17 protein-coding genes and 2 pseudogenes are annotated in these 24,902 nt (G+C 55.4%); 12 read left to right on the forward strand and 7 right to left on the reverse strand.

From position 1 onward, the window contains the following. The first annotated feature begins 15 nt into the window (after positions 1–15). On the forward strand, positions 16–1,518 hold the full coding sequence (locus ACZA91_RS01710) for an MBOAT family O-acyltransferase (RefSeq protein WP_463184388.1): 1,503 nt from the start codon (positions 16–18) through the stop codon (positions 1,516–1,518). Positions 1,519–1,594: 76 nt separating this feature from the next. Here the strand turns inward: ACZA91_RS01710 and ACZA91_RS01715 are convergent, their stop codons facing one another. Beyond that, a complete protein-coding gene (locus ACZA91_RS01715; RefSeq protein ID WP_099532844.1) occupies positions 1,595–2,593 on the reverse strand; it encodes a heme o synthase in 999 nt (332 codons plus the stop codon). Positions 2,594–2,691: 98 nt separating this feature from the next. Next, positions 2,692–3,657, reverse strand: coding sequence for a COX15/CtaA family protein (locus ACZA91_RS01720; RefSeq protein ID WP_190531681.1), 966 nt, complete (start codon positions 3,655–3,657; stop codon positions 2,692–2,694). A 738-nt stretch (positions 3,658–4,395) separates the two neighbouring features. Here ACZA91_RS01720 and ACZA91_RS01725 point away from each other — a divergent pair. The 9 genes and pseudogenes from ACZA91_RS01725 to ACZA91_RS01765 all read left to right on the forward strand — a co-directional run bounded on the left by ACZA91_RS01725 (position 4,396) and on the right by ACZA91_RS01765 (position 17,038). Next, the gene (locus tag ACZA91_RS01725; RefSeq protein WP_190527864.1) at positions 4,396–5,397 is read left to right on the forward strand and encodes a cytochrome c oxidase subunit II; all 1,002 of its coding nucleotides are present in this window, start codon (positions 4,396–4,398) and stop codon (positions 5,395–5,397) included. A 94-nt stretch (positions 5,398–5,491) separates the two neighbouring features. Beyond that, a complete protein-coding gene (ctaD, locus tag ACZA91_RS01730) occupies positions 5,492–7,168 on the forward strand; it encodes a cytochrome c oxidase subunit I (RefSeq protein WP_190527866.1) in 1,677 nt (558 codons plus the stop codon). A gap of 65 nt (positions 7,169–7,233) precedes the next feature. Next, entirely contained in the window at positions 7,234–7,848 is a 615-nt protein-coding gene (locus ACZA91_RS01735) for a cytochrome c oxidase subunit 3 (RefSeq protein WP_463184390.1), read from the forward strand. A 323-nt stretch (positions 7,849–8,171) separates the two neighbouring features. After that, positions 8,172–9,944: a cation:proton antiporter gene (locus ACZA91_RS01740; RefSeq protein ID WP_463184392.1), complete on the forward strand. Its 1,773-nt coding sequence runs from the start codon at positions 8,172–8,174 to the stop codon at positions 9,942–9,944. 138 nt (positions 9,945–10,082) lie between these two features. Then, positions 10,083–11,093: an NAD-dependent epimerase/dehydratase family protein gene (locus tag ACZA91_RS01745; protein WP_463184394.1), complete on the forward strand. Its 1,011-nt coding sequence runs from the start codon at positions 10,083–10,085 to the stop codon at positions 11,091–11,093. Positions 11,094–12,077: 984 nt separating this feature from the next. Continuing rightward, positions 12,078–13,079: pseudogene (locus ACZA91_RS01750) on the forward strand (PDC sensor domain-containing protein); the annotation flags it as partial. A gap of 612 nt (positions 13,080–13,691) precedes the next feature. Continuing rightward, a pseudogene (locus tag ACZA91_RS01755) lies at positions 13,692–14,084 on the forward strand (sensor histidine kinase); the annotation flags it as partial. Between the two features lie 262 nt (positions 14,085–14,346). Then, positions 14,347–15,717 carry a DUF4912 domain-containing protein gene (locus tag ACZA91_RS01760; protein ID WP_190353805.1) on the forward strand — a complete coding sequence of 457 codons (1,371 nt, stop codon included), beginning with the start codon at positions 14,347–14,349 and terminating at the stop codon, positions 15,715–15,717. 898 nt (positions 15,718–16,615) lie between these two features. Further along, the gene (locus ACZA91_RS01765) at positions 16,616–17,038 is read left to right on the forward strand and encodes a hypothetical protein (RefSeq protein ID WP_099532853.1); all 423 of its coding nucleotides are present in this window, start codon (positions 16,616–16,618) and stop codon (positions 17,036–17,038) included. Between the two features lie 648 nt (positions 17,039–17,686). Here the strand turns inward: ACZA91_RS01765 and ACZA91_RS01770 are convergent. The 3 genes from ACZA91_RS01770 to glmU all read right to left on the reverse strand — a co-directional run bounded on the left by ACZA91_RS01770 (position 17,687) and on the right by glmU (position 20,296). Then, positions 17,687–17,824: a photosystem II reaction center protein K gene (locus ACZA91_RS01770; protein ID WP_099532854.1), complete on the reverse strand. Its 138-nt coding sequence runs from the start codon at positions 17,822–17,824 to the stop codon at positions 17,687–17,689. Positions 17,825–18,286: 462 nt separating this feature from the next. Beyond that, complete coding sequence (locus ACZA91_RS01775; protein WP_099532855.1) at positions 18,287–18,505, reverse strand: hypothetical protein; 219 nt, start codon at positions 18,503–18,505, stop codon at positions 18,287–18,289. A 435-nt stretch (positions 18,506–18,940) separates the two neighbouring features. Beyond that, positions 18,941–20,296 carry a bifunctional UDP-N-acetylglucosamine diphosphorylase/glucosamine-1-phosphate N-acetyltransferase GlmU gene (gene glmU, locus ACZA91_RS01780; protein ID WP_463184398.1) on the reverse strand — a complete coding sequence of 452 codons (1,356 nt, stop codon included), beginning with the start codon at positions 20,294–20,296 and terminating at the stop codon, positions 18,941–18,943. Positions 20,297–20,906: 610 nt separating this feature from the next. Here glmU and ACZA91_RS01785 point away from each other — a divergent pair. Continuing rightward, a complete protein-coding gene (locus ACZA91_RS01785) occupies positions 20,907–21,284 on the forward strand; it encodes a phasin family protein (RefSeq protein ID WP_463184399.1) in 378 nt (125 codons plus the stop codon). On the opposite strand, the gene nrtS is transcribed toward ACZA91_RS01785, so the two are convergent. Beyond that, the gene (nrtS, locus tag ACZA91_RS01790) at positions 21,281–21,643 is read right to left on the reverse strand and encodes a nitrate/nitrite transporter NrtS (RefSeq protein ID WP_463184401.1); all 363 of its coding nucleotides are present in this window, start codon (positions 21,641–21,643) and stop codon (positions 21,281–21,283) included. The genes ACZA91_RS01785 and nrtS overlap by 4 nt on opposite strands. A gap of 227 nt (positions 21,644–21,870) precedes the next feature. Here nrtS and ACZA91_RS01795 point away from each other — a divergent pair, with 227 nt between their 5' ends. Beyond that, the gene (locus ACZA91_RS01795; RefSeq protein WP_199291397.1) at positions 21,871–23,172 is read left to right on the forward strand and encodes an HhoA/HhoB/HtrA family serine endopeptidase; all 1,302 of its coding nucleotides are present in this window, start codon (positions 21,871–21,873) and stop codon (positions 23,170–23,172) included. A gap of 113 nt (positions 23,173–23,285) precedes the next feature. Here ACZA91_RS01795 and glcD read toward each other — a convergent pair whose 3' ends face one another. Further along, complete coding sequence (glcD, locus tag ACZA91_RS01800) at positions 23,286–24,773, reverse strand: glycolate oxidase subunit GlcD (protein ID WP_463184403.1); 1,488 nt, start codon at positions 24,771–24,773, stop codon at positions 23,286–23,288. Positions 24,774–24,902: the final 129 nt, after the last annotated feature.

The raw sequence follows: 24,902 nt of genomic DNA on the forward strand, positions 1-24,902 counted from the left end.
AACAGGGGGGATCTCATGACATTTCTGTCGCAAGTCTATGGTTGGCTGCTGATTTCAACGGTGGGCCTGTTTTGGCTGCTGCCCTGGCGATCGGGGCGATGGGGCTTGCTGTTGGTTGCCAGTCTGATTTTTTATGGGCTGCGGCAACCCCTCTACGTTCCTCTGTTGTTGGTGGGCACGGCCCTGAACTACAGCTTGGGCTGGATGTTGCGGACCGATCGGCGATCGATTCGACATTACGTGGGCGGGCCCAACCCGGAAGCCCGACAGCGACAGCGAAAACGCCTGCTATGGGTGGGCATTGGCCTCAATTTGCTGTTGTTGTTTGGGTTTAAATATGTGCCCTTTGCCCTCAACTCCCTGGGCTGGGCGTTCCAGAATCCGCCCCTGTTGGATGCGGCTAATTGGGTCGATCGAATCGAAGCGCCCCTCGGCATCAGCTTTTTTTGCTTTGAATGTATTGCTTATCTTGTGGATGTCTATCGCGGTGCGCCTCCGGCCCACAATTGGCTGAAATTTTGTACCTATAAGCTCTTTTTCCCAAAGCTCATTTCCGGGCCGATCGTCCGCTATCACGGCTTGGCAAGCCAACTGGAAGAGTTAGACCAGCCGCGCAATCCCCGGGCTGAACAAATCACCGAAGGTCTGTGGCTGATTGCCTGCGGTGCCATCAAAAAGGGACTGATTGCCGATTCCTTGGGCCTATGGGTCCGCACGATCTTCAGCCCCGGAACCCTGGAGCGGGCGGGCAGCGGGGACTTGTGGTTGGCGATCGGGGCCTATGGTTTCCAGCTCTATCTGGACTTCAGCGGCTATGTGGACATCGCCCGAGGCAGTGCGATGTTGCTCGGGATTCAACTGCCCCAAAATTTTGATTTTCCCTACCTCAGCACCAGCATTGCGGACTTTTGGCGACGCTGGCACATCACCCTCGGTGACTGGCTCCGAAATTATCTCTACATTCCTTTGGGGGGTTCCCGCCAAGGCCTGGTTCGCACCTGCATCAACCTGATGATCGTGATGTTGTTGGGTGGCCTGTGGCATGGGGACAACTGGGGCTATGTGCTGTGGGGTGGGGCCCATGGGCTGGCTTTGGCGGTGCATCGGTTGGTGGATGCGGCTTCCCACCGTTTCAGTCCCCTGGCGGCCCTGTGGGCCCATCCGGCGGGGGTGGCTCTGGCTTGGGGTCTGACGCAACTGATGGTGTTTTTGAGCTGGGTGCTGATTCGGTTGCCGGACTGGAGCCAGTCGAGCTTGGTGTTTCAACACCTTTGGGGCCGATCGAGCGATGGGGCTTTTCTAGAAAAGGTTTATGACGAAGCGTTGGGGTTGGATCCTTGGCGGTTGGGCGCGGCCTTGGGGGCGATCGCGCTGCTGATGGTGGTGGCTTGGTTTGGTCAACGGGGCCTGCGGTTGCAGCTCACACAGCCGGTAAAAATCGCCCTCGTCCCCATCTGCCTTTATCTGGTCTGGATTTTGGGGCCCGAGGGCGTACCGTTTATTTACTTTGACTTCTAGGCCTAACTTCTGGGCCTAACTTCTAGGCCTCGTTGGGTCTCGCTAGATCTAGCGAGACCATTGGGGCCTTGGGTCACTAGGCGGCGATCGCCAGCCAGAGCGATTGCACTTGGTCAAACAAAGCCAGTTGCAGGCTGTGGGTGACCGGTAACCCAGCCAAAACGGCTCCGGCACAGAGCAGCATCAGGTAGCCGATCGAGTATTTGAACAGATCCCGTGCGACGGCGCGATCGCTCGGTAGAGCCAGCAGTTGCCAGGACTTTTGCACCAAAATGCTCCCCAAAATCAGGGCGATCGCTCCGTAGAGCCAACCGGTTTCGCCCAAGGGCCAAGCCAGCGCCAAGGTCAAAGGAACCAGGGCGATCGAGTAACCCAGAATTTGCTTAGCCGTGGCCTCGTCGCCACTCACCACCGGCAGCATGGGCACACCTACGCTGGCGTAGTCATCCCGAATCATCAAAGCCAGCGCCCAGAAGTGCGGCGGAGTCCAGAGGAAAATAATCCAAAACAGTGCCCAGGCGGGCCAATCCAGCGTGCCCGTCACGGCGGCCCAACCCACCAGGGGCGGAATGGCCCCCGCCGCGCCGCCAATCACGATGTTGTGGGGACTGTGGCGTTTCAGCCAGTGGGTATAGACCACCACATAGCAGCCAATTCCCGCCATCGCCAACAGAGCCGCCAGCAGATTGGCCATCCAGGTCAGCAGCCCAAAGGACGCAACGCCCAGGACGATCGCGAATATCAGAGCATCGCGGGGGCGAATTTGCCCGGAGGGAATTGGGCGCTTTTGGGTGCGCACCATGATCGAATCAATGTCGCGATCGTAAAAGCAGTTGATCGCATTAGCGGAACCGGCAGCCAAGGCCCCACCGGCCAGGGTTGCCAAAAACAGCACCGGATCCACATCACCCCCGCCAGCCAGGGCCATGGCCGCTGCGGTGGAAATCAGCAGCAACACAATGATCCGGGGCTTGGTGAGCTGAATATAGCTCCGAACGATCGACCCGGCTCGCTGCCAGGGCGACGCAGCCGCTTCCTCGGTCATGTTCGACAGGTTTTGCACAATTTCTTGCATAGCAGCTATTCCGGCAACATCAACAACCAGCGAGTTCTTGGGAGTTTTTGGGGAGTTCTTGGAAATTCTTGGGGAATTCTGGGCGAGGCCTGAGCTGTTTAGGCTGTCAGACCATCGGGCGACTCCCGCAACCGATCGCGCCCGGCCCAAACCGTGAAGGCCACCAGCGAAGCCAACAGGGCCGCCGCGATCGCCTCATGCAGCACCGTTAGCCCTGCCACCCGCAATTGAAAGTGATAGGTGCTGTAACCAATGGCCAATTGCGCCACCAACAACAGGGCGATCAGGCTCCGGAGGGAACGGAGGCGCGGATTCAAAGCCGGGGTGCGCCAAGCCATGATCAGCAAAATGCCAATGGTCAAGACGGCGGGCACAATGCCCCAAAAGTGGGTGTGGAGAACGCCGCAGAGCTGATCGCCCTCCAGGCATTGGTGTACCGCCCAGCGCGATCCGACAATGCCACCGATCAGGCTTTGGACATCGATCGCGATTGCCGCCAGCAGGGCCCAACCCGCCAAGCCGGCCGCCGTGCCCGAAGCCTGTTGGGGAGTCAGGCCCGCCGCGATCGCCACCAACAGGGCCAAAAATGCCAAGGCCGTCCCCAAGTGCGCCGTCACCACGTCAAACCGCAGCAACTCCGTCACCGTCAGGGCCCCCAGCCCCGCTTGCAACACCACCAGGGCCAGGGCCGCCACCGTTGCCGGAACCACCCAACCGGGCAGTTCCCGCCGAAACCGGACTGCCGTGCCCGCCAAGCCCAGGGCCCCAAAGGCCACCACTGCTGCATCCAGTCGGTGGAACCATTCCAAAAACACCTGCCAATTCATTTGGGCCCAGGGAACCGCCTGGCCATAGCAGAGGGGCCAATCGGGACAGGCGAGACCCGCATTAGCCACGCGGGTGGCCGAGCCGATCGCCATCAGCAACCAGGCCGCCACCGCCAGCCGCTTAGCCAACCACCGCACTCGATCGCTTCCCAAAGATGAATTGACCTCGGCGATCGCGATCGAGGTCTTCACCGATTCGGAAGAATGCCCCGCCTGATGAAACACGGTTTCCGCCATAGGAATTCTTAAGAAAATCTTGAGTCTAAAAAGCAGCAATGAGGTGCATCGCCACCATAACTCAGTTCCGAAAATTGCGGAAATGTCATGTCAAAGATTGCAACACGTTGCAATGTACAACAATTAGCCGATTCGACCTAAAATTCGCCGTCAACTAACGGTAAGCTCATCAAGAACTGACCATTTGATCAAAATTTGTCCCCAAGAAAGCGTTACATATCAAACGATTTTTGATTTAGTTTATATTGTAAATAACAGCTTTTCCAGGACTGTCACCCTTCGTCCCCCTAGGGTAATTTTCAGCCCAATCCTCAAATAATCCCTAGGTATTGATGTATCAATGGGCGATCGCCCCAAGATTTCAAGATTTTTGGCAACCGATGAGTTCGCACAATCTAGAGCATGTTAATTGTTGATGACAAATCACGGCCAGAATCGCTGAAAATCATCATCGCCAGACTCCAGGAAACCCAAAGATTTCCTAAAGGTTGTTAACGGCAAAGAGAATCCTAAAGATATTTAAAAATATTGACAAACCAAATCAGCTCCCTGAAAAAAACGTCTACCTTTGAAGGCAGTAACGCAGTGGCAAGCGCAATGGGCCGCTGCCCCCGCTCCTTTCCCCTTCGTTGGCCGCCGCCATCGCTTGGCCGTTGGCCCCCAACGGAGGAGCAGACCTGTCCCGATCGCCTGTTGCCCTTTGCCCTTTGCCTTTGCAGTCTTGCGTGACGCACCACCATGAATGTTCCTAGTACGATCCTGACCCTGCTGATGGGCATTGGCTTAACGCTAATCAGCCTTTGGGTTGGGCAAAACTATCATTTCCTGCTGCCGGTGTCGGCTACGGACGTGTCGCCCGAGGTCGATCGCCTGTTTGGGGCCATGTTGACCATTGCCACGGGCCTTTTTCTGCTGGTGCAAGGATGCTTGATTTATGCAATCCTGCGCTTTCGGCGCAAGCCCGGCGATGACACCGACGGCCCGCCCATCCGGGGCAACATTCCCCTAGAGATCCTTTGGACCGCGATCCCCGCCGTGATCTGTTTGGGCATCTCGGTCTTTAGCTTTGATGTGTATAACTCCATGGGGGGCTTGGATCCGATGGCCAGTGGAGCCGGGATGGGCATGGCCCACCACCACGGCCACCACACCGCGATCGCCGCCACGCTGGATGAGGCCCCGGCCATGAATGGTACGGAAGTGGCTCTAGGGCTGGGGGCAGCTCCCGGCTCCCAAGGCCAAGCCCCCGACTTGCAGGTCAATGTGCAGGGGCTGCAATACGCCTGGATTTTTAACTACCCTGACTTGAACGTGATGGCAGGGGAGCTGCATGTGCCCGTGGGTCAGGATGTGCAGCTCAACATTTCCGCCATGGATGTGTTGCACGCCTTCTGGATTCCGCAGTTTCGGATTAAGCAGGATGCGATCCCCGGTCGCCCCACACAATTACGCTTCCGGGCAACCCAGCCAGGCCGCTACCCGATCGTTTGCGCCGAGCTTTGCGGTTCCTTCCATGGGGCAATGCGCACCGAAGTACTGGTGCAAACGCCAGAAGAGTATGAAGCCTGGGTGGCGAGCGTGATGCCCGAGGCGGAAACCACGGAAACGGGCCAAGGATCAGCGGTAACCCTGGCGCAAAATCCTCAAAATTTGACGGATTCGGAATATTTACAGGTTTACAGCGATCGGCTGGGGATCGAGACCCGTTCGATCGCCCAATTGGCCCCCGCTGCGCTGTAACCAGCGGTCACCCTTGGCCTCAGCATCCGGGCTGGGCTGAATTGACATCCAACTTTTCGGTTTTTGTTGTTTCTTGTTGTCTCTTGTCGTTGCTATGGCTCCAGCAGAACTCAGAACGCCCGGCGCGATCGAACCCGATCCCGAACCCTGGCAACGGTTTTTTAGCTTCAGCGTCGATCACAAAGTCATCGGCATTCAATACCTTGTCACCAGCTTTTTCTTCTTCCTGATTGGTGGAGCCTTGGCCACCGCTGTGCGCGTGGAGTTGGCTACTCCGGAAGTGGATTTCGTGAGCCGCGAACTCTACAACCAACTCTTCACCATCCATGCAACGGTGATGATTTTTCTGTGGATTGTGCCGGCCGGAGCAGGCTTTGGCAACTATCTCATTCCCCTGATGATTGGGGCCAAGGATATGGCCTTTCCTCGGCTCAACGCGATCGCCTTCTGGATGATTCCGCCGGCCGGGCTGCTGCTGATTGCCAGCTTTTTTGTGCCCACCGGAGCCGCCGCCGCCGGTTGGACTTCCTATCCTCCCCTCAGCTTGGTCAGTGGCCAATGGGGTGAACTAATTTGGATCCTCAGCATTTTGCTGTTGGGAACCTCCTCCATTTTGGGCGGAATCAACTTTGCAGCCACCATCCTCAAAATGCGCATCCCCGGCATGACGTTAAATGACATGCCGCTGTTTTGTTGGGCCATGTTGGCCGCTTCCATTTTGATTTTGATGTCCACCCCGGTGCTGGCTGGCGCATTGGTGCTGTTGTCCTTTGATTTGATGGCGGGAACGGCCTTTTTTAACCCCACTGGGGGCGGCGACCCGATCGTCTATCAGCACATGTTTTGGTTCTATTCCCACCCAGCGGTTTACATCATGATCCTGCCGCTGTTTGGAGCCATTTCCGAAATTTTGCCCGTCCATGCTCGCAAACCGATTTTTGGTTACAAAGCGATCGCCTATTCCAGCATTGCCATCAGTTTGTTGGGCTTGATTGTTTGGGCACACCACATGTTCACCAGTGGCACACCGGCATGGTTGCGGATGTTTTTCATGATTGCCACCATGATCATCGCCGTGCCCACCGGCATCAAAGTGTTTGGTTGGGTAGCCACCATTTGGGGTGGCAAATTGCGGCTGAATTCCGCCATGCTGTTTGCGATCGGGTTTGTGTCGATGTTTGTGGTGGGTGGTCTCAGCGGTGTGATGATTGCCTCCGTGCCCTTTGACATTCACGTTCACGACACCTATTTCATCGTTGCCCACCTGCACTACGTGTTGTTTGGCGGCAGTGTATTTGGTCTCTATGCGGCGCTTTACCACTGGTTCCCCAAAATGACCGGGCGAATGTTAAACGAACCCTGGGGAAAAGTACATTTTGTTTTGACCCTGGTGGGTTTCAATCTTTGCTTTTTGCCCATGCATTACTTGGGCTTGATGGGAATGCCCCGACGGGTGGCGGAATATGATCCGCAATTTTCAACGGTGAATGCAATTTGCAGCATCGGTTCCTATATTTTGGCTGTGTCTACCATTCCGTTCCTGGTGAATGCGGTTTATTCCTGGGTGGCTGGCGAAAAGGCTTCGGCTAATCCTTGGAATGCTTTGACATTGGAGTGGACGGTTTCTTCGCCGCCGCCGGAGCACAATTTCGTGGGTCAGCCGGTTCTGAAAACAGGCCCCTATGATTACGGGGTGACAAAACGGGGTGAAAGCCGCAAGCCAATTTCGCAACTGAAGGCTTCTGATATTTTGAGTGGCTCAACACGCTAGGAATTTGGATTTTCATCTGGATTTCAAGATAGCCGTTCCATTGTCCTTCTTTCTTTTGGGTTTCTATGCAAGGTTCCGCAGTTGATTCTCAACAGTCGATCGCCCTCGAAAGCACTAGCCATGGCAGCGAGGAACATCATCCCGATTTGCGGCTGTTTGGCATTGCTCTGTTTTTGGTGGCGGAGGCGATGATCTTTTTGGGCCTGTTTGCGGCCTATTTAACCTTTCGATCGGTTGCGCCCAGTTGGCCCCCGGAAGGCACGCCAAAGCTGGAACTATTGTTGCCAGGCATTAACACCCTAATTCTGATTTCCAGTAGCTTCGTGATCCACAAGGGTGATGATGCCATTCGGACCAATGATGTGAAGGGAATGCGCCTATGGTTTGGGATCACAGCCGCCATGGGGGCCATCTTTTTGGTGGGGCAGCTCTATGAATATTTTCACTTGGAATTTAGCCTGACCACCAATCTGTTTGCGAGCACTTTCTATGTGCTAACGGGTTTCCATGGACTGCACGTTTGCTTTGGGCTGTTTTTGATTTTGGCGGTGTTGTGGCGATCGCGCCGTGAAGGTCATTACAGCAACCAAAGTAAGTTTGGGATCGAAGCAGCCGAACTCTACTGGCACTTTGTGGATGTGGTGTGGATTGTGTTGTTTGCGCTGTTGTATTTGCTGTAGCTGTATTGCCTGAAGGTGTATTGCCTGAAGGTGTATTGCCTGAAGGTTTATTGCCTGAAGGTTTATTGGCTATAGCTGTACCGGCCACAAAAACGTGGGGCGATCGGGTGAACGTTGGTTAATTGGTTAACCGTTGCCCCCAAACCCGTTCCAAATTGGCGACCCAAATGAGGGCGATCGGGAGGAGATCCCCGATCGCCCTCTGTGCTGAATGGGTGATGCCTGAAGCACTTCACCGTTTCGTTAAGGAATCTTACATTTTCCGTAAATTCCGTTAATGTAAGAGCAGTACCTTACGCAATCAGCCCGGGATCGCGCTCAGGATGGCTATTGAACACGGCATTGTTCTTGACTTTGCAACCGTCCTTGGAACCTCCGCTATTGGCGGATATATCGCCAATAAGCTCCGACAGCCGGTTATTTTGGGCTATTTGGTGACGGGTCTCATTATTGGTCCCTTCGGCTTGCAATTACTCAGCGATGCAGCCCAAACTGAAGCCCTCGCGGAAATTGGGGTGGCGTTTCTGCTGTTTGCGTTGGGGATGGAATTTTCTCTCTCAGAATTGGGGCGCGTTCGCAAAATTGCGATCGAGGGCAGCCTGCTGCAACTGGGCTTAACCACCGCGATCGTGGCGGCGGCCACCACGCTCACCGGCTGGGCGAAGGATTTGCCCGAGGGGGTGTTTTTGGGGGTGGTGTTGGCCCTGTCATCAACGGCGGTGGTGCTGAAAACCTTGAGTGATCGGGGCGAAACCAACACCCCCCATGGTCAAGTGATGCTGGCGATTCTGATTGCTCAGGACATCGCTTTGGGATTGATGTTGGCGGTGCTGCCCGCCTTGACCCAACCGGAAGACTTGGGGCAGGCGTTGGCGATCGCCTTGCTGAAGGCCTCGGCTTTTTTGGGGGCGGCCATTCTGGCGGGTAAGTGGGTTGTGCCGCGCTTAATGAGCGCAGTGGCGGCCACGGAAAGTAATGAAATTTTCTTGCTGACCACGATCGCCTGGTGTTTGGGTGTGGCTTTCGTGACGGCGGAACTGGGGCTGTCGATCGAGATGGGAGCCTTTGTGGCGGGTGTGACGATTGCCGAACTCGACCAGGCCGATCAGGCGCTCTCGAAAATTTTGCCGTTGCGGGATACTTTCGCCAGCCTCTTTTTTGCCTCGATCGGGATGTTAATTGATCCCCACCTTTTGATCGAAGAAATTTTTCCCATTTTGGGACTGGTGGTGCTGGTGATGATCGGCAAAGCGGCGATCGTCACTCCAGTGGTTTTGCGATTTGGCTATTCCTTTAAAACGGCAGTTTTTGCCGGATTTGGCATTAACCAAATTGGAGAATTTTCCTTCATTTTGGCGGCCCAAGGTTTGGCCATGGGCTTAATTGATAAAAAGCTGTATTTACTGCTACTAGGAACCACCGCGATCGCCCTAATGCTCACTCCGCTGTCTTTGGCCACCGCGCCTTGGATCGTGGAAGTGTCGGGACGTTGGTCTTGGGTTAACAAGTATTTTTCGGGTCTGGGGGAGCCAAAATTAACCTCCATGCCGGACGAACTGGCTGGGCAAGTGGTGGTGGCGGGCTATGGGCGAATTGGTCAAACTATCGTTAAAGTTTTGCGCGATCAAGGCTATCCAGTTTTGGTGATTGACAATAGCGAAGCCGTCATTAATAAACTGCGGGAAGCGAAAATTCCTTACCTATTTGGGGATGCGGATTCGGAGTTGGTGTTAGAAAAAGCCAGGATCGATCGCGCTAAGGCCCTGGCGATTGCGTTACCCGATCCCGCCAGTACCCGCTTGGTGTTGCAACATGCCCTGAAGATTGCCCCGGATTTGGATGCGATCGCCCGGGCCCGCGATGGTGCGGAAATTGAGCGGCTGACCAATTTGGGAGCCAAAGAGGTGGTGCAACCGGAGTTTGAAGCGGCTTTGGAACTGACTTCTCATCTGCTGCTCACCTTGGGGGAAGACGGCGACGATGTGCGCCAACTGACGGGGACAATTCGCCAAGACTGCTACGGCATCAACCCGCCCCCCCAAACCTTAGCCATTGAACCGCAGGCCGAGCCGGAACCCCAGGAAATGGCGGCCTAATAAGGCTGTTGAGATCTAAAACACCGTTGAGGGCTACGGCCCAGCGATCGCCCGGGAGCAACCGGATCGATCGACCCGAGAGCTGTTGATGACCCTCCATAGGCGACGCAGGCCGTTGGTCTAGTACAATCAACGGCTATGCGAATTTTGATCTTGGGCGGAACAACCTTTCTGGGGCGGCATCTGGTAGATGCGGCCGTGGCTCGCGGCCATGAGGTCACCATCCTGACTCGGGGGCGGCGCAACCCGGAACCCTTCCCAACAGTGGAGCGGCTGGTGGGCGATCGGCTCACGGATGACTTGGCCGCCCTGAGCGATCGCACCTGGGACAGCGCGATCGACACCAGCGCGATCGTGCCCCGAGCCGCTCGCTACACGGCCGCCCGGCTCCAGAATGCGGTGGGTCACTACGTCTACCTATCCAGCATTTCCGTTTACGAAGATTTTGGGTTGCCGGGGATCACGGAAAACGATCCCCTGAGATCGCCTCTCTTGGATGACCAAGCCTCGATCGAAACCGGCGATGACTACGGATCCCTGAAAGCGGGTTGCGAGCAACTGTTTGCCGAGACCTTTGGCGATCAGTTGTTGATTGCTCGCCCCAGCTTGATCGTGGGGCCCTATGATCCCACCGATCGCTTCACTTACTGGGTGCGTCGCCTGGCCCAAGGGGGTGACGTGTTAGCCCCATCGCCACCGGAACAGTGGGTACAACTGATCGATGCCCGTGATTTGGCTGCTTGGCTAATCAAAACCTGCGAAACCCAGCGATCGGGGGTTTACAACGTTGGCACTGCCGAAAAATCCCTCACCCTAGACAAAGTGTTGGATGAATGCGCCCGGGTCACCCGCAGCGATGCGCTGATCGATTGGGTGCATGAGGACTTTTTGCTAGAGGCGGGGGTTGCGCCCTGGACAGAGCTGCCCCTTTGGATCCCCAGCAAGGAAGCTCCCATGCGCGGCTTCACCAGCATGGATACTCGCCGGGCGGCGGCCGCTGGTCTGAAATGTCGCCCCCTGGCGGGCACGGTGCGCGATCTGTGGTCTTGGGATCGATCGCGCCAAGCGGATTTAAAGGCGGGTCTTTCGTCGGAACGAGAGCAGCAGCTTTTGGCACAGTGGCGCGTGAACCAAGCTCGCTGGTTGTAGCGGTGTGGATGGGCGGCTGAGTACAATCGGCAGCCAAGGAGCCAGGTATTCGGCCGATTTTGCTGCCAAATCATGAAATTTCGCGATCAAATTTTGCGATCAAATTTTGCGGTGAAATTTCGCGATGCAGTTTTACCGCCCCAACGTTGGCCGGGCTAGGTTTTGGTGTCTGCCTGTTGATGGCGCTGCCTGTTGATGGCCTTGGGTTGGCGATCGGTTCTTGACCGTTGACCCGATCGCCCCCCGTAATTTGCCCCCCGTAATTTACCTACCGTGATTTGCCCACCGCGATTCGCTCACTGTGATCTGGATCGCCTTGGGGATCTGGATCAGTCACGCGGGGGCTAGAAAGCAGTCACCCAAAGACCTTGAGCCGATCGCCCCCGCAAAACCAAGGAATCACGACCGGAGGGGAGGGCGATCGCTGAATAGATCGGTAATTCTGGCAATCATAACGAAGAGAATTCACCCACCCGTCTGACCTCCATCGATCGGGCGCGTGAGTTCAACTCCCCGCATGGCCCACGGGGCAGCGGGGTCTAGCGCCACGCCTCTGATCGCTTGTTGATCACTTGCTGATCGCTTGTTGATTGCTTGTTGATCGCTTGGCGTTAGGCGTTTCAAGCAATTGCAAAATTGCCCCTTGATTCAACCGCTGTCGCCGGGGAAGCATCGCCGTCTAGACCCAACTTTGAGCCAATGATTGCGAAAGTCCCCACAACCCCCAATTCCATGGAGCCTTATTTTCGCCCTCCCGATATTTCTGCCCGGGCCAAGCGGCGATCGCTGGCTTGGGTGTTAACGTTTCCGTTTGTGAGCCTTTCCTGTGCGGCGGTGGTGGTGGCCGGGGCCCTGTCCCTGTGGGCGGGAGAGCAATCGGTCCAAGAGCTGTCCGATCGCCTGCACCTGCAACTCCGGGAACGGATTCGCGGTGGCCTAGCCCAATACTTTGAGCAACCCAAGCGGGCCACCCGGCTGTTTCTGATGGCCCTCAACTCGGAGTTGGTCTCTCCCCAGAATTTGCAACAGGTGGGGCAATATAGCTGGCAATTACGCCAGGCCTTCGATGCCAGCTACATCAACTTCGGCTTAGCCACGGGGGAGTTTGCAGGCTCCGGGGTGGGGCGGGATGGGCTGATTGTGGGGGAGCGATCGGCCGCCTTGGGTTGGCGCTATGAGGAATATCGGGCCGATCGGCTGGGTCGTCGCCAGCAACGGCTGGGGGTGTATTCCTATGACCACCGCAAAGAACCCTGGTATCAGGCGGCAATTCGGCGCAACCGTCCTGGCTGGAGTGCCATTTACGCTTGGGATAGCACCCCAGAGTTTGTGTCAATTAACTACGCCGTTCCCTTTCGCGATCGCCGTGGCCAACCGATCGGGGCGATCGGGGTTGACCTGTTGTTGGCCCGCATCAGCGCCATGCTCAAGGAGTTGAACGTTCACCCAGAATTAACCATCACCATTCTGGAGCGCAACGGAAACTTGGTGGCCAGCAGCAACGAGCAACCCCTGTTTGTGCTCAAAACGTCCGAACAGGGATCAACCCTGGAGCGGATCACTGCCCGCACCAGCAATGATCTGCGATTGGTCGCCGCTTTCGATCATTTGAATCAAAAAGGCGGTTTGGGGGCCGTGGTTAGTCCCCTATCAGAAACCTTCCAGGTCGATCACCAAACCTATCTCCTCTGGACTTCCCCTTGGCGGGATTCCGATGGCCTCGATTGGGTGATTGTGGCCACTGTGCCTCGATCGGCCTTCATGGGGCAAATTGAGGCAAATCGCCGCGTCACAACCCTGCTCTGCGGTTTGGTGATCGTCCTGGCTGTGTTTCTGGGCCTGGTGATGGCGCGTCGTTTGGGGCGGCCCGTGCAGTCTCTGGCCGGAGCGGCCGGCCAGTTGGCGGCCGGTCAGCTTAATCACCGAGCGGAAACCTTTGATATTCGCGAATTGGATGAGCTGGCCCAGGCCTTTAACCGCATGGCCGACCACCTCCGCAATTCCCTGATTGCTCTGGAATCCGCCAATCAAACCCTAGAAAGTCGGGTGACCACAAGAACGGCCGATTTAGCCCAGGCCCTTGAGGATCTCAAAAGTGCCCAAGCCCAACTGATTCAAACGGAAAAGATGTCCAGCTTGGGGCAAATGGTGGCGGGCATTGCCCACGAAATCAATAATCCCGTTGCATTTATCCATGGCAACTTGGGGGTATTGCGGCAATACATTGAAGAACTCACGGATTGTTTAACCCTGTTGGGACTCACGCAATCTGGGGCAGGATCAGGGGCGATCGACCCGGCAGCCAATGCCACCATCGACACCGAGGAATTAACCTTTGTGCTGGATGACTTGCCGAACCTGATCCAATCCATGGAGGAAGGGACTCGACGGATTCAGGAAATCGTGCAGGGCCTGCGTAATTTTTCACGTTTAGATCAAGTGGATCTCAAACCCGTGAGTTTGCACGATGGCCTCGACAGCACGTTGCTAATGTTGTCTCATCGCCTAAAGCGGTATAGCGATCGCCCAGAAATTCGCATCGTTAAGCAATATGGCGACCTACAGCCCGTTTGGTGCTATCCCGGGCAGCTCAACCAGGTATTCATCAATCTCCTCAGCAACGCGATCGAGGCCCTCGATCAGGCCTGGCAGCAGCAGATGGCTCAACAAAGCTCAGGAGAAACTGCCCGGTGGACACCCACCATCACCCTGCAAACGGTGGCCCTGAAAACCGACCAGGGCCCCCAAGCGGAATTGGTCATCCAAGACAATGGCATCGGCATTTCCGAAACCATTCGCCATCGGTTGTTTGATCCCTTCTTCACCACCAAGCCGGTGGGCAAGGGAACCGGCCTAGGGCTAGCGATCGCCTATCAAATCGTGGTCGATCGCCACGGGGGCCAAATCAACTGTGAATCGACCCTGGGGCAGGGAACCACGTTTCGGCTGCGGTTGCCGGTGGGGCAGCCAGCCGCTGACCCGATCACGTAGGGCCCCTTCTCAATTCGGATAAGTCAAGAAAACCTGACATTTTCTGAAGTGGGTTTTGCACATCCGGATCAATATGTCATGAAATCTTGATATTAAGCTTGATCGCCCTCGACGGGTGGGGATCGAGTTCAGTAGGATAACGGCCATCAAGAGCTGAGATTGGGATCGCCCATCCCAAACCGTGCCCAAGGCATCATTGCTGCTATTGACGTGCGATCGCCCTTTGATGGCCTGCCCTATACGCTGAGGAGCTTTCGAGTTGATGAGCGCGCCCAAAGAACGTCCACCCCTAGAGGAAATGACACTGCGCCAACTGCGCCGTGTTGCCAGCGAGTTAGGTATCTCGCGCTATAGCCGAATGCGGAAAGATCAGCTTTTGGCCTCCATTCAGACCAAATCGGCTGGTCTGCCGGCATCTAGCCCTACGCCACCCACCGCCCCGCCAGCCATCGCCCAAGTTATTCCCGTTCGTACCATTGAGGCCCAAGAAGCTGTGGAAGCTGCAAAATTCGACCTCGGACAACCGAACAACCTCGCCGACCTCTCCGAAGAGCTGATTTTGGATCCGGAAACTCTCTCCGGTGTTGATGAAGGATTGCCCGACCTGCCCGGTGGCTATGGCGAAAGTCGGATTCTTCTGTTGCCTCGCGATCCCCAATGGGCCTACACCTATTGGGACATTCCCAACGAGCACAAAGCTGAGTTGCGGGCCCAAGGGGGTCTTCAGCTTGCGTTACGGGTTTATGACGTGACCGATTTGGACTTGAGTGTCCAACGGGCCCACACGGTTCAAGAGTTCCCCTGCGATGAATTGGCTCGGGAATGGTACTTGCCCATTCCGATCAGCGATCGGGACTACGCGATCGAAATTGGTTACCGCTGCGGCGACGGCCGGTGGCTCGTGCTAGCGCGATCGGCCCCGGTTCGGATTCCGCCCGTGTATCCCTCCGACTGGATCGAAGACGTATTTGTAACCGTTGATTGGGAACAGGATCTGCGCGGCACTACCGTGGCCACCCTGATTCCTCCCGCCCAAAAAGCCGCCCAAGCCGCCGAAAACGCCATTTACCAACAGGTGTTTGGAATGGCCGCCGGAGTCGAAGCCATGCGCGTGGCCGGTTCCCTCTTTGGCTCCATGCAGCATGTGCCCGGTTCCGTTCCCGCAGGCTCGATCCAGCACCTGGGCGAGCAAGCCATCAGCTCCTATGTCTTCCCCTCGGGCGTGGGCATGTGGGCTGGTGCAGTGGGTGCGCCGGGTCTGCCGGGGGCGCTGTCAGCCTCGGGGATGGGCATGTCCGGTGTGGGCATGATGATGTCTGGGATTGGGTTTGGGGCTTCGATGCCGCCCATCCGCCCCCGTCAATTCTGGCTGGTGGCCGATGCGGAACTGATTGTTTACGGAGCCACGGAACCCGATGCCACGGTGACGATCGGCGGACAACCGATCAAACTGAATCCCGATGGGACATTCCGCTTCCAGATGTCCTTCCAAGACGGCACGATCGATTATCCGATCATGGCAGTGGCGGCTGATGGCGAACAGACGCGATCGATTCACATGAAGTTCGAGCGCCAAACGCCCGCCCGCAACACCAACAGCAAGGAAGAAGCCAAGTTAGAGTGGCTGTCTTAAGGGCAAGCTAATCTTGCGCCAATCTCATGTCCGTTTTGAGCTGGTTTGCATTCTTTGATTCAACCAGTTTCTAAACAGTTGTTACTTGGTGCTGGAGTTCTTGCTCGCGTCCATTAACTCGTTCTAGTTCCTCGGATCGCCCATGACCTCGTTGCAGGTCTGGGCGATTTCTGATGTTTGCCAAATTAGTTGTTCACAAAAATTTAAAAATCCATAAAGAATCTACAGAAAATCGCTGCATGATTCATACAAAGTCATTCATTAATCGTCACTGATCAATGGTTGCGACTCAACAGTCGTGACTCAAAACACGATTAGAAACATGATTAGAAACAAATCAAGGCAAACGGAAACAAGGCAATTGTCAACTATGATGCAAAAGCAGGAAAAGCGTAATGATTTTTTATCGTATTTTCACATCGTTATTTGATAATTCGTCATCCTTTTGAGTCTAATTAGGTCTGATATTGAAGATTTTTGACAAAACCGGTGTTTCAACGGAAAGCCCTAAAATCAATTCGTATTCTGGAAGTATATTGATGGGCAGAGCAACGGGGCATAGCTAGCGAGGCAATCATCCTCATCACTCACTGCCCGATCGGGTGCATTTTTAAACCGGACTGAAAATTCTGCTCCAACCCCAGGAGACCCTTAGCCAGCGCTCCGATGGCTCAACATCAACTGGATCAACATCAACAAAATCAACAAACGCGATCGGCCCCACGGCCATAACTCAATCGTCAGGGAACAAACAGCCAAATAACCCCGATTTCAATCGCTGAGTGGAGTTGGTGTTGGATTGGAAAGTGTGCCAAGACCAGTGATGCGGCTTCAGGGTAAGTGCTGAGACTATGGAGCGATCGCCTCAGGGAAAGTTTTAGCGGGGAGGATTGGGGCGATGCAAGGATGGGTGGAAATGTATCAACAAATTGCACAGGTTTTGGGGGCGATCGGGGGGCGATCGGGGCGTTGTCCCGGATTGGTCATTGATAGCCAAATGGTGCGCGATCGCCTGAGTTCCGTAAACACAATGCTGATTGATCTATTGCAGTCCTTAATTTTGGCCGCCAGCTTGGGTTTTCTGATTCCCGTGGCGGGTTTGGGCATTTTGCTGCTGGCGATCGGGGTTTGGGTTTACGTGCCGGTTTTGAATATGATTGCGGCCACAACATTGCAGCACATCATTTTATTTTTAACTGTTTTTGGTAATGGCTCCCCCATTCAAGGCACGTTGGTCATTGGGTTGGCCTGTAGCTTTGTTTGCGTTTTATTTGATGCGTTTGTGTTTTATCAATATCGCAACCTGCGCCGAGAAGGCTAGGGCGTGTCGTCAAATCGCCTGAAACCCTGATTCCACCGTTGTCAGATCGTGGGGAACAAGGGGCTTAAGCCCCTTGTTACGACGATTGGGGCATGAAAAATCAACCGTTGTTGTCTGATCTCAGGAAATGACGACAGTCCCTAGGATTTAGGGGCAAGTTTCTCCTAGTTATTTTCCCTACTAAGATTTCCTGGAAATTTGCCCTAGCTTAATCCTGTGGCTACCGGACTCTAGGGATCAGAAACCACCGCTTGATACTTTCGTGGTGAGAGCTTCAGCCTGCCAGCGCAATTCCAAAGTGATTCCAGAGCAATTCCAGAGCAATTAACTTGGATCTTGGCAGACACAAAAAAAGCGCACGATCGTACGCCTTTTTGGTCAGAAGATAATGAAAATCTGAGTTGATCTAATTCAGGAAAGCTGCGTTGAACTGAGCTGAATCAGTGGGCGATCACTCCCGATCGCGCGCTCAAATGTCCAGTCGTTGAGCCAAAACCTAGACAGGAAATCTCAGGTCATTAAGCTCAGAGCAACTTAGAGAAACTCAGCGAGGCTGGGACAGAATTGGACGCTTTTGGACAATTTTGGATGAGGACGGGGTTCAACAGGCTGGTTTTCAACCTAGGCCTAGCCGAAAGGTGTCGTGCTTTAGCGGAAACCAACAGCAGCTTGCCACACAAAGGCCAGCGCCAGGAACAGCAAAGGGATAATCGGCAGAACGTCAACCAACGGCGAGAAGGCGGAGTAAGCTTCGGGCAACTTGGCCAACAGCAAGGCGGCTTCCATTGTGGGTATCCTCTCCAACACGAATTTTATTAAAAGCTGCCGAAAATTTTATCAGAAAACAGGGGTTCCAGCCCCGCCCTTTTGGGGCTGCAACGATCGCCGCCTGTCCACCACAATTGACCGCTGGCCGATCGGGATCCGATTCTGAGCCAGGAAAAACCGGAAAAAACACGAAAAAAGCGCCGGCTCTGTCGGACGGCGCTTTAGCTGTGCTGAGTGTGCTTTAAGGGCTTTAGGCATCTCAGGGGTTGCCTAGAAACCGCACTGAGATGCAAAAGCGGTGTGGATTTGACTGGCGCGATCGCGAGGGAATTGTGATGCTTCAGCCCGATCGTTGGAGTTGTTGCCCTTGGGTGGATGGCGGCCAAAGGGGTTGACCGCCGACCCGAAACGATTGCTGTGACTGAGTTTGAGGAGATCAAGGCAGCCTTCAGGATTGAATCCTGGGATCCACTGACCCCACTACACCAGCGTGGACAAATCGTTCACTATCTCCACCCGCCCACGACGAATCGATCGCAAAAGACGATCAATAGAGGCTCGTTCCTCTTCCGTGATCGAGTCGTCCAGGAGCGCTGCGAGCAAGCCGTAGCGATCGGCGAGGGTGAGGCGACCGGTCGCCGTCACTTGGGCAAATAACTCGGACAATGCAAAGGGCAATAGTCGAACGGGCGGTTGCATAATTCACCCCTGCATCGACATTCGCAGTCGAATCTACGTTTCTAATATGACGCTTTGGGTGCGCTGGCCAGGTGATTCACCCCAGTAAGAAAGCGTGATCATTGCGGAAGATCAAGGCGATCGCAATAGACCGTATTCTGTGATACAAATCTTTACTCGCTGCGATCGAGATCGTCATCAGGCGTGCATTGTGTCACTGAGCTTCTTCAAGTCCGTCAGCGACGGGGCTTGCGCCAAGCTGCTCTCGAAATGGCGATGCTCCAGGTATTTTTTAGAGAAAAAGCCATTCTGAGTCGGTAATTTGGCAGATTTTTCTAAAATTTTCCTTAAATCACTCTGAAAATCACTCTGAAAAAACATCGGGCGCTAGGAACTGCAACAGTTCGATAGCGCCCGATGGGAAGAGGTTCATCAACAGCTATTTGGAGTACGCGCCTAGTCGGCACTGGGCAAGCGCCAACCGGGTTTGACGACTTGGCGCGATCGGGCAATCACCAAGGCATCGTCGCTCACATCTTCGGTGACCGTGGAACCGGCGGCGATCGTCACGTCTTGGCCAATGGTGACGGGAGCCACCAGCACTGTGTTTGCACCGGTTTTGCTGCGATCGCCGATCGCGGTGCGGTGTTTGTTCACGCCGTCGTAGTTCGCCGTGATCGTTCCTGCGCCGATGTTGACCCGATCGCCCAAGGTGGCATCACCCAAATAGGACAGATGGGAGGCTTTGGTGTTGCTGCCCAATTGCGCATTTTTCAGTTCCACAAAGTTCCCCAGGCGACAATCGGGGCCCGTGCTGGCATGGCCGCGCACATGGGCAAAGGGCCCCACTTGGTTGTTAGGGCCAATTTCGCTGTCGGTGACCACGGAATAGAGCACTTGGCAGCCGTCCCCGATCGTGGCGTTTTCAATCAGTGAGCCGGGGCCGATTCTGGCTCCGGCTCCGATCGAGCTGTGGCCGCGCAGATGGGTTTGGGGTTCAATGATTGCATCGGGGCCGATGGTGACCGTATCGTCGATCGTGATGCTGCTGGGATCAATCAGGGTCACACCCGATCGCATCCATTGCTCCTTGGTGCGTCGTTGCAACACCTGGGCCGCCGCCGCCAGTTGCACCCGATCGTTAAATCCCCAAATTTCCTCCGGATCGGCCACATCCAAAGCCATGACCGGATCCAAGGCCCCGATCGCGTCGGTTAAATAATATTCCCCTTGGCTATTGTCATTTTTGAGCTGGGGTAAAAAAGCCGCCAATGCCGACCAGCGAAAACAATAAATTCCGGCATTAATTCGGCAATTTTGGCGTTGCTCGGGGCTGCAATCTCGGTCTTCGATAATTTCTTGGACAATCAAATTTTGATCACAAAAAACGCGACCATATCCCTGAGGATTTGCCAGTTGCGCTGTCAGGATGGTGGCAGCATTTTGGTGAGTTTGATGAACTTTCAGAAGGTTGGCTAGGGTTTTTGGGCGCAAGAGGGGCACATCCCCATTCAGCACCAGCAAATCGCCTTCATAGTCCGCTAAAGGAGCGAGTAATTGTTGAACGGCGTGGCCGGTTCCTCGTTGCTCCTGTTGTTCCACAAATTCCATTTGTGGCCAGGCGGCCAGGTGCGATCGCACTAAGTCTGCTCGATGGCCAACAATGGTCAGGCATCGATCGACCGATAATTGAGACAGGCTATCCAAGACTCGGGCGATCGCGCTTTTGCTCCCCAATTCATGTAACACCTTGGGTAAATCAGATTTCATGCGCGTGCCTTTACCGGCCGCAAGGATCGCAACGGCAACCACAGGAATTTCCTCAAGAAACAACAAGAAAGAGCAACAGAAGAAAACAGCGAAAACAAGCAGCAAAAACAAGCCATTTCGCCAGCAAACTGCTCAAGCAAACCGGGCCAGCAAGCGGAGCCAGTGACCAGAGCAAACAGGGTAGACGATCGCCCATTCAGCCGCAAAACCGCCGGACGAACAAGCGTTTTGGCCATCCCTGGCAATTTTGACCAGGAATCGATCATGTTCAACAACGCTCTACAAGTATCTCTCTACCCGTATCGATACCAGTATCGATGGATGATTTATGGATGAAGATGATCCTGATGATCCTAATAGGTGATTGATCGTGATCTATCGATGAGCCAGATAATGATCCAGTAATGATCCAGACAACAAGCCAGGCAACCGTTGCCGCTTGCCCAATCTCGACAACACCATAGCCGTTGATTGGCCCTGAATTTACCCGAAATTCGCTGGAAAGAACGGCGCGATCGGGGAACTCCCGCGCTAGGCTGGATGCGAATCCTTGGCGGGTTTGCCCCGGTGCTGGGCCCTTGGGCTTTGGCTCCGGCCGCCGCTCGATTTTGCCCATCCGTTCGATCGACCCGTTTTCTCAGGAGCAAGCAACATGCCTGACTTCGGTAACTTGGTGCAAAAAGCCCTGTATTTGGGTGTTGGCCTTGCCAGCTATGCCGGTGAAAAGGCCAGTGAAACCTTCACCGACTTGCCCAGCAAACTGCAACAACTGGCCGATGAGATGGTGGCAAGAGGCGAGATGTCCACTGAAGAAGCTCGCCGCGCCGTGGAAGCCCTGATTCAACAATCCCAAGACAGCGCCCCCAGCCGCGAGCCATCCGCCGGCCAAGAACCGCGCCGCATCGAAATTTTGGACGCGGAAGTGAGCGCAGATTCGGCCAATGGTGGGGCCAATCTGGATGCCATGCGCCAAGAAGTGGAACGGCTCCAGGCGGAATTGCGACGGCTGCGGGATCAGGCGGGATCCTAGGTACCGTTTTCCTCGCGATCGGCCATGGGCGATCGCCCCAATTCCCGCAGGGTGGAAACGGAAGCAAAGGTGGCCACCAAATAGGGAACCATGTAAGTTAGCCCAATTTTGGCGAGGCGATCGGGCGGACAGTCGCGCCGCAGCAGAGCATCACCGTGATTAATGCCCACCAAGATCGTGCCCACCAACAGCGAGGTACGCAGGGCCCGCTGCACCACGGAGCGCTGGCGGGCCAACAGCCACCAATCGGGCCCACTAGCAGGCAGCTTGGGGGAAGCGGGAGCCTGGGGTGGACTCAAGCGGGGCGATCGGGAATGGGCGGATGGTTCAGGTTGCGGGGGAGATACCAAAGGAGCCATAACGTCAGCGGATAAGAACCCAAAGTAGGAGATCTGGACAGCAAGATCCAGCAATCAAGATCCAGCAATCCCCTCGTTATCATGGCCTAAACGTGGCTCTCCGCTGGCTTAGCATGAACCGTTTGCCGCGCAAGCGTCATCACCGCGTCATGTCTGTACCATAACCCCGTCAAACAAGCTGACTAGATTGGGGTCAAACAGGCCAGAATGGATAAGGACACAGCCCGATGACGTTTCGACTGCCGAAAGCTGCCATGACATCTCCCAACGATCGCCCCGATCGGGTGCAATTTCAAAATCCCCCCAATCGTTCCGGCGGCGGATCGAAGGCCCTGCTCTACGTTTCCCTGATCCTGTTTGGGGCGGGGGCGGCTTTGGCAGGGGTGCGGATGGTGTCGCCTAATGCCTGGGGAATTTTAGCCAATGGGGGCGAGCTGGCCTCCCTGCCCAACACCAGTTCCGTGCCGGTGTCGCTGCCGTTGGGATCTGCCGCCAATGCCAACAACCCTGGCAACTTCGTCACCACCGTGGTCAATCGCGTGGGGCCAGCCGTGGTGCGTATTGACTCCGCCCGCACCGTTCGGAACGAAATTCCCGGTGAATTTAGCAATCCCTTTTTCCGTCGCTTCTTTGGAGAAGAAGGGCCCGCCCCCCAGGAACGAGAAACCCGTGGCTCCGGTTCGGGCTTTCTGGTGACCAATGACGGCAAAATTTTCACCAATGCCCACGTGGTGGAGGGAGCCACTTCAGTGACCGTGACCCTGAAGGATGGGCGCAAGTTTGACGGCAAGGTGGTTGGGGCGGATTCCCTGACGGATGTGGCGGTGGTGCAAATCAACGCGAAGGATTTACCGACGGTCAACTTGGGCAACTCTGACCAGTTGCAACCGGGACAATGGGCGATCGCGATCGGGAACCCCCTGGGGCTGGACAACACAGTCACCACCGGAATTATTAGCGCCACCGGGCGATCGAGCAATCAGGTCGGCGTACCGGACAAGCGGGTGAACTTCATCCAAACCGACGCAGCCATTAACCCCGGTAACTCCGGCGGCCCGCTGATCGATGAGCGAGGAGCCGTGATTGGCATGAACACGGCTATCATCCGAGGGGCCCAGGGGATTGGCTTTGCGATTCCGATCAATCGGGCCCGCCAAATTGCCGAGCAACTGGTGGCCAAGGGCCGGGCAGATCACGCCTTCGTGGGGGTGCGGATGGTGAAGCTCACGCCCGAACTGAAGCAGCAGATCAACGAAGACCCGAACAGTAACGCCAAAATCGAGCTGGATGCGGGGGTGCTGATTGTGCAAGTGATGCCCCGATCGCCCGCTGCGGAAGCGGGTTTGCGCCCCGGAGACACGGTGTTTCAGATTGATGGCAAGGTGGTGGAAGATCCCAGCGAAGTGCAGCAAATGGTGGAAGCCACGGGCATAACCCGTCCTCTCACCTTTGCCATCAATCGCAACGGACAAAACCTGTCATTACAGGTGAAACCCCAGGTCATGAGTCCCGATCGCGCCAATGAGTGATGAGCAAGCAGTGGGATAACGGGCGATCGAGTTCTTGATTCAAGATTGCTCGATCGCCCCATCTCTGCCCCGCTCACCAATTCCCGGTCGGATGGCTCTTTAGAGATGGGTATTTAGAAGCGATCGACTCCCTCAACCAATCGCTGCGCTGGAGCCTGAGCATTCGCCGCTTCCCCACAGGTTTTGGGTGTGGGAAATACCTTGTCGGGATTGGCTAAACGCAAGGGATCAAAGGCCGATCGTAGCCATTGCATCGTCTCCAGATCCGCCGCCGAAAACATATCGGGCATGTAGCAGCGTTTCTCAGCCCCAATGCCATGCTCACCGGAGATTGTGCCGCCCGCTTGCACACAGCGCTTGAGAATTTCGCCGCCCATTTCCTCCACCGCTTCCAGTTGTCCCGGCACGGACTTATCGTACAAAACCAACGGGTGCAAATTGCCATCGCCCGCATGGAAAACGTTGGCGACTTTGTAGCCATATTCCTCACTTAGCTTGGCAATTTCTTGTAGAATCCAGACCAATTTACCGCGTGGCACAACGCCATCTTGCACATAGTAATCGGGGCTGACATGGCCAGCAGCGGCAAAAGCAGACTTGCGACCTTTCCAGAGTTTTAAGCGCTCTTGGGGATCCGTGGCGATCGCAATATTGCGCGCCCCATTCTCGCGGCAAATTTGGGCCACCCGATCGGTATTGGCTTCCACTTCCACCGCCAAACCGTCTAACTCAACCAATAGAATTGCCTCCGCATCTCGGGGATAGCAATTGGTTTTGGCCACATCCTCCACCGCATTGATACTGAGGTTATCCATGATTTCCATGCCGCCGGGAATAATCTTGGCGGCAATGATATCAGCCACACTCTTGGCCGCCGCGTCCATACTGGTGAAATCGGCCAGCAAAACAGCAATTTCATCGGCGGTTTTCAGAATTCGTAAGGTGACTTCCGTGGCAATACCCAACGTGCCTTCAGAACCCACAAAAATTCCTGTTAAATCGTAACCGGGCATCTCCGGCACGGCGCTACCCACTTCTACGATTTCCCCATCGGGTAACACCAATTTTAGACCCAAAACATGGTTGGTGGTTACGCCATATTTGAGGCAATGAACCCCGCCGGAATTTTCTGCCACATTCCCCCCGATCGAGCAAATAATTTGACTCGATGGATCGGGTGCGTAATAAAATCCCGCACCGCTCACCGCCTGCGTCACCCAATTGTTAATGACCCCCGGTTGCACCACCACCCGTTGATTGTCCAAATCCACTTTCAGGATTTGTTTCATCAGCGCCGTGACAATCAGCACCGAATCCTCGGTCGGGAGTGCGCCGCCGGAGAGGCCCGTGCCCGCCCCCCGCGCCACAAAGGGCACGCGAAACCGGTTGCAAAGCTTGACCGCCGCCGCCACCTGCTCCGTAGTGCGCGGCAACACCACCAGCGCCGGCCGGTGGCGATAGCTGGTTAACCCATCGCATTCATAGGTCAGCAGTTCATCTTTGCGGCGAATCACCGCCCGATCGCCCAGGGCGTTCACAAATTCCCGGGCGATCGCCTCCCAATCGGGGCGAGTAGCCGATAGCGACGGTGCAAAAACCATGGTGGGTGACACAGAAAACAGCGAGGGAAAACGGCGAAAAACCTTCAATCACTACTATAGAAGATCTCGATAGAGCTATTAGCCGAATCGTCAGGGAATAAGGGGCTTGAGCATCTTGTCTCGGGCAGT

The organism is Limnothrix sp. CMB-01, assembly GCF_055193175.1.

Coding starts and splice junctions, on each gene's coding strand:
- ACZA91_RS01795 (WP_199291397.1), top strand. CDS start 21,871: ATGACGTTTCGACTGCCGAAAGCTGCCATGACATCTCCCAACGATCGC.
- ctaD (WP_190527866.1), top strand. CDS start 5,492: ATGGCTCCAGCAGAACTCAGAACGCCCGGCGCGATCGAACCCGATCCC.
- ACZA91_RS01735 (WP_463184390.1), top strand. CDS start 7,234: ATGCAAGGTTCCGCAGTTGATTCTCAACAGTCGATCGCCCTCGAAAGC.
- ACZA91_RS01710 (WP_463184388.1), top strand. CDS start 16: ATGACATTTCTGTCGCAAGTCTATGGTTGGCTGCTGATTTCAACGGTG.
- glcD (WP_463184403.1), bottom strand. CDS start 24,773: ATGGTTTTTGCACCGTCGCTATCGGCTACTCGCCCCGATTGGGAGGCG.
- ACZA91_RS01775 (WP_099532855.1), bottom strand. CDS start 18,505: ATGCAACCGCCCGTTCGACTATTGCCCTTTGCATTGTCCGAGTTATTT.
- ACZA91_RS01765 (WP_099532853.1), top strand. CDS start 16,616: ATGCAAGGATGGGTGGAAATGTATCAACAAATTGCACAGGTTTTGGGG.
- ACZA91_RS01715 (WP_099532844.1), bottom strand. CDS start 2,593: ATGCAAGAAATTGTGCAAAACCTGTCGAACATGACCGAGGAAGCGGCT.
- nrtS (WP_463184401.1), bottom strand. CDS start 21,643: ATGGCTCCTTTGGTATCTCCCCCGCAACCTGAACCATCCGCCCATTCC.
- ACZA91_RS01725 (WP_190527864.1), top strand. CDS start 4,396: ATGAATGTTCCTAGTACGATCCTGACCCTGCTGATGGGCATTGGCTTA.
- ACZA91_RS01760 (WP_190353805.1), top strand. CDS start 14,347: ATGAGCGCGCCCAAAGAACGTCCACCCCTAGAGGAAATGACACTGCGC.
- ACZA91_RS01720 (WP_190531681.1), bottom strand. CDS start 3,657: ATGGCGGAAACCGTGTTTCATCAGGCGGGGCATTCTTCCGAATCGGTG.
- ACZA91_RS01785 (WP_463184399.1), top strand. CDS start 20,907: ATGCCTGACTTCGGTAACTTGGTGCAAAAAGCCCTGTATTTGGGTGTT.
- ACZA91_RS01770 (WP_099532854.1), bottom strand. CDS start 17,824: ATGGAAGCCGCCTTGCTGTTGGCCAAGTTGCCCGAAGCTTACTCCGCC.
- ACZA91_RS01745 (WP_463184394.1), top strand. CDS start 10,083: ATGCGAATTTTGATCTTGGGCGGAACAACCTTTCTGGGGCGGCATCTG.
- ACZA91_RS01740 (WP_463184392.1), top strand. CDS start 8,172: ATGGCTATTGAACACGGCATTGTTCTTGACTTTGCAACCGTCCTTGGA.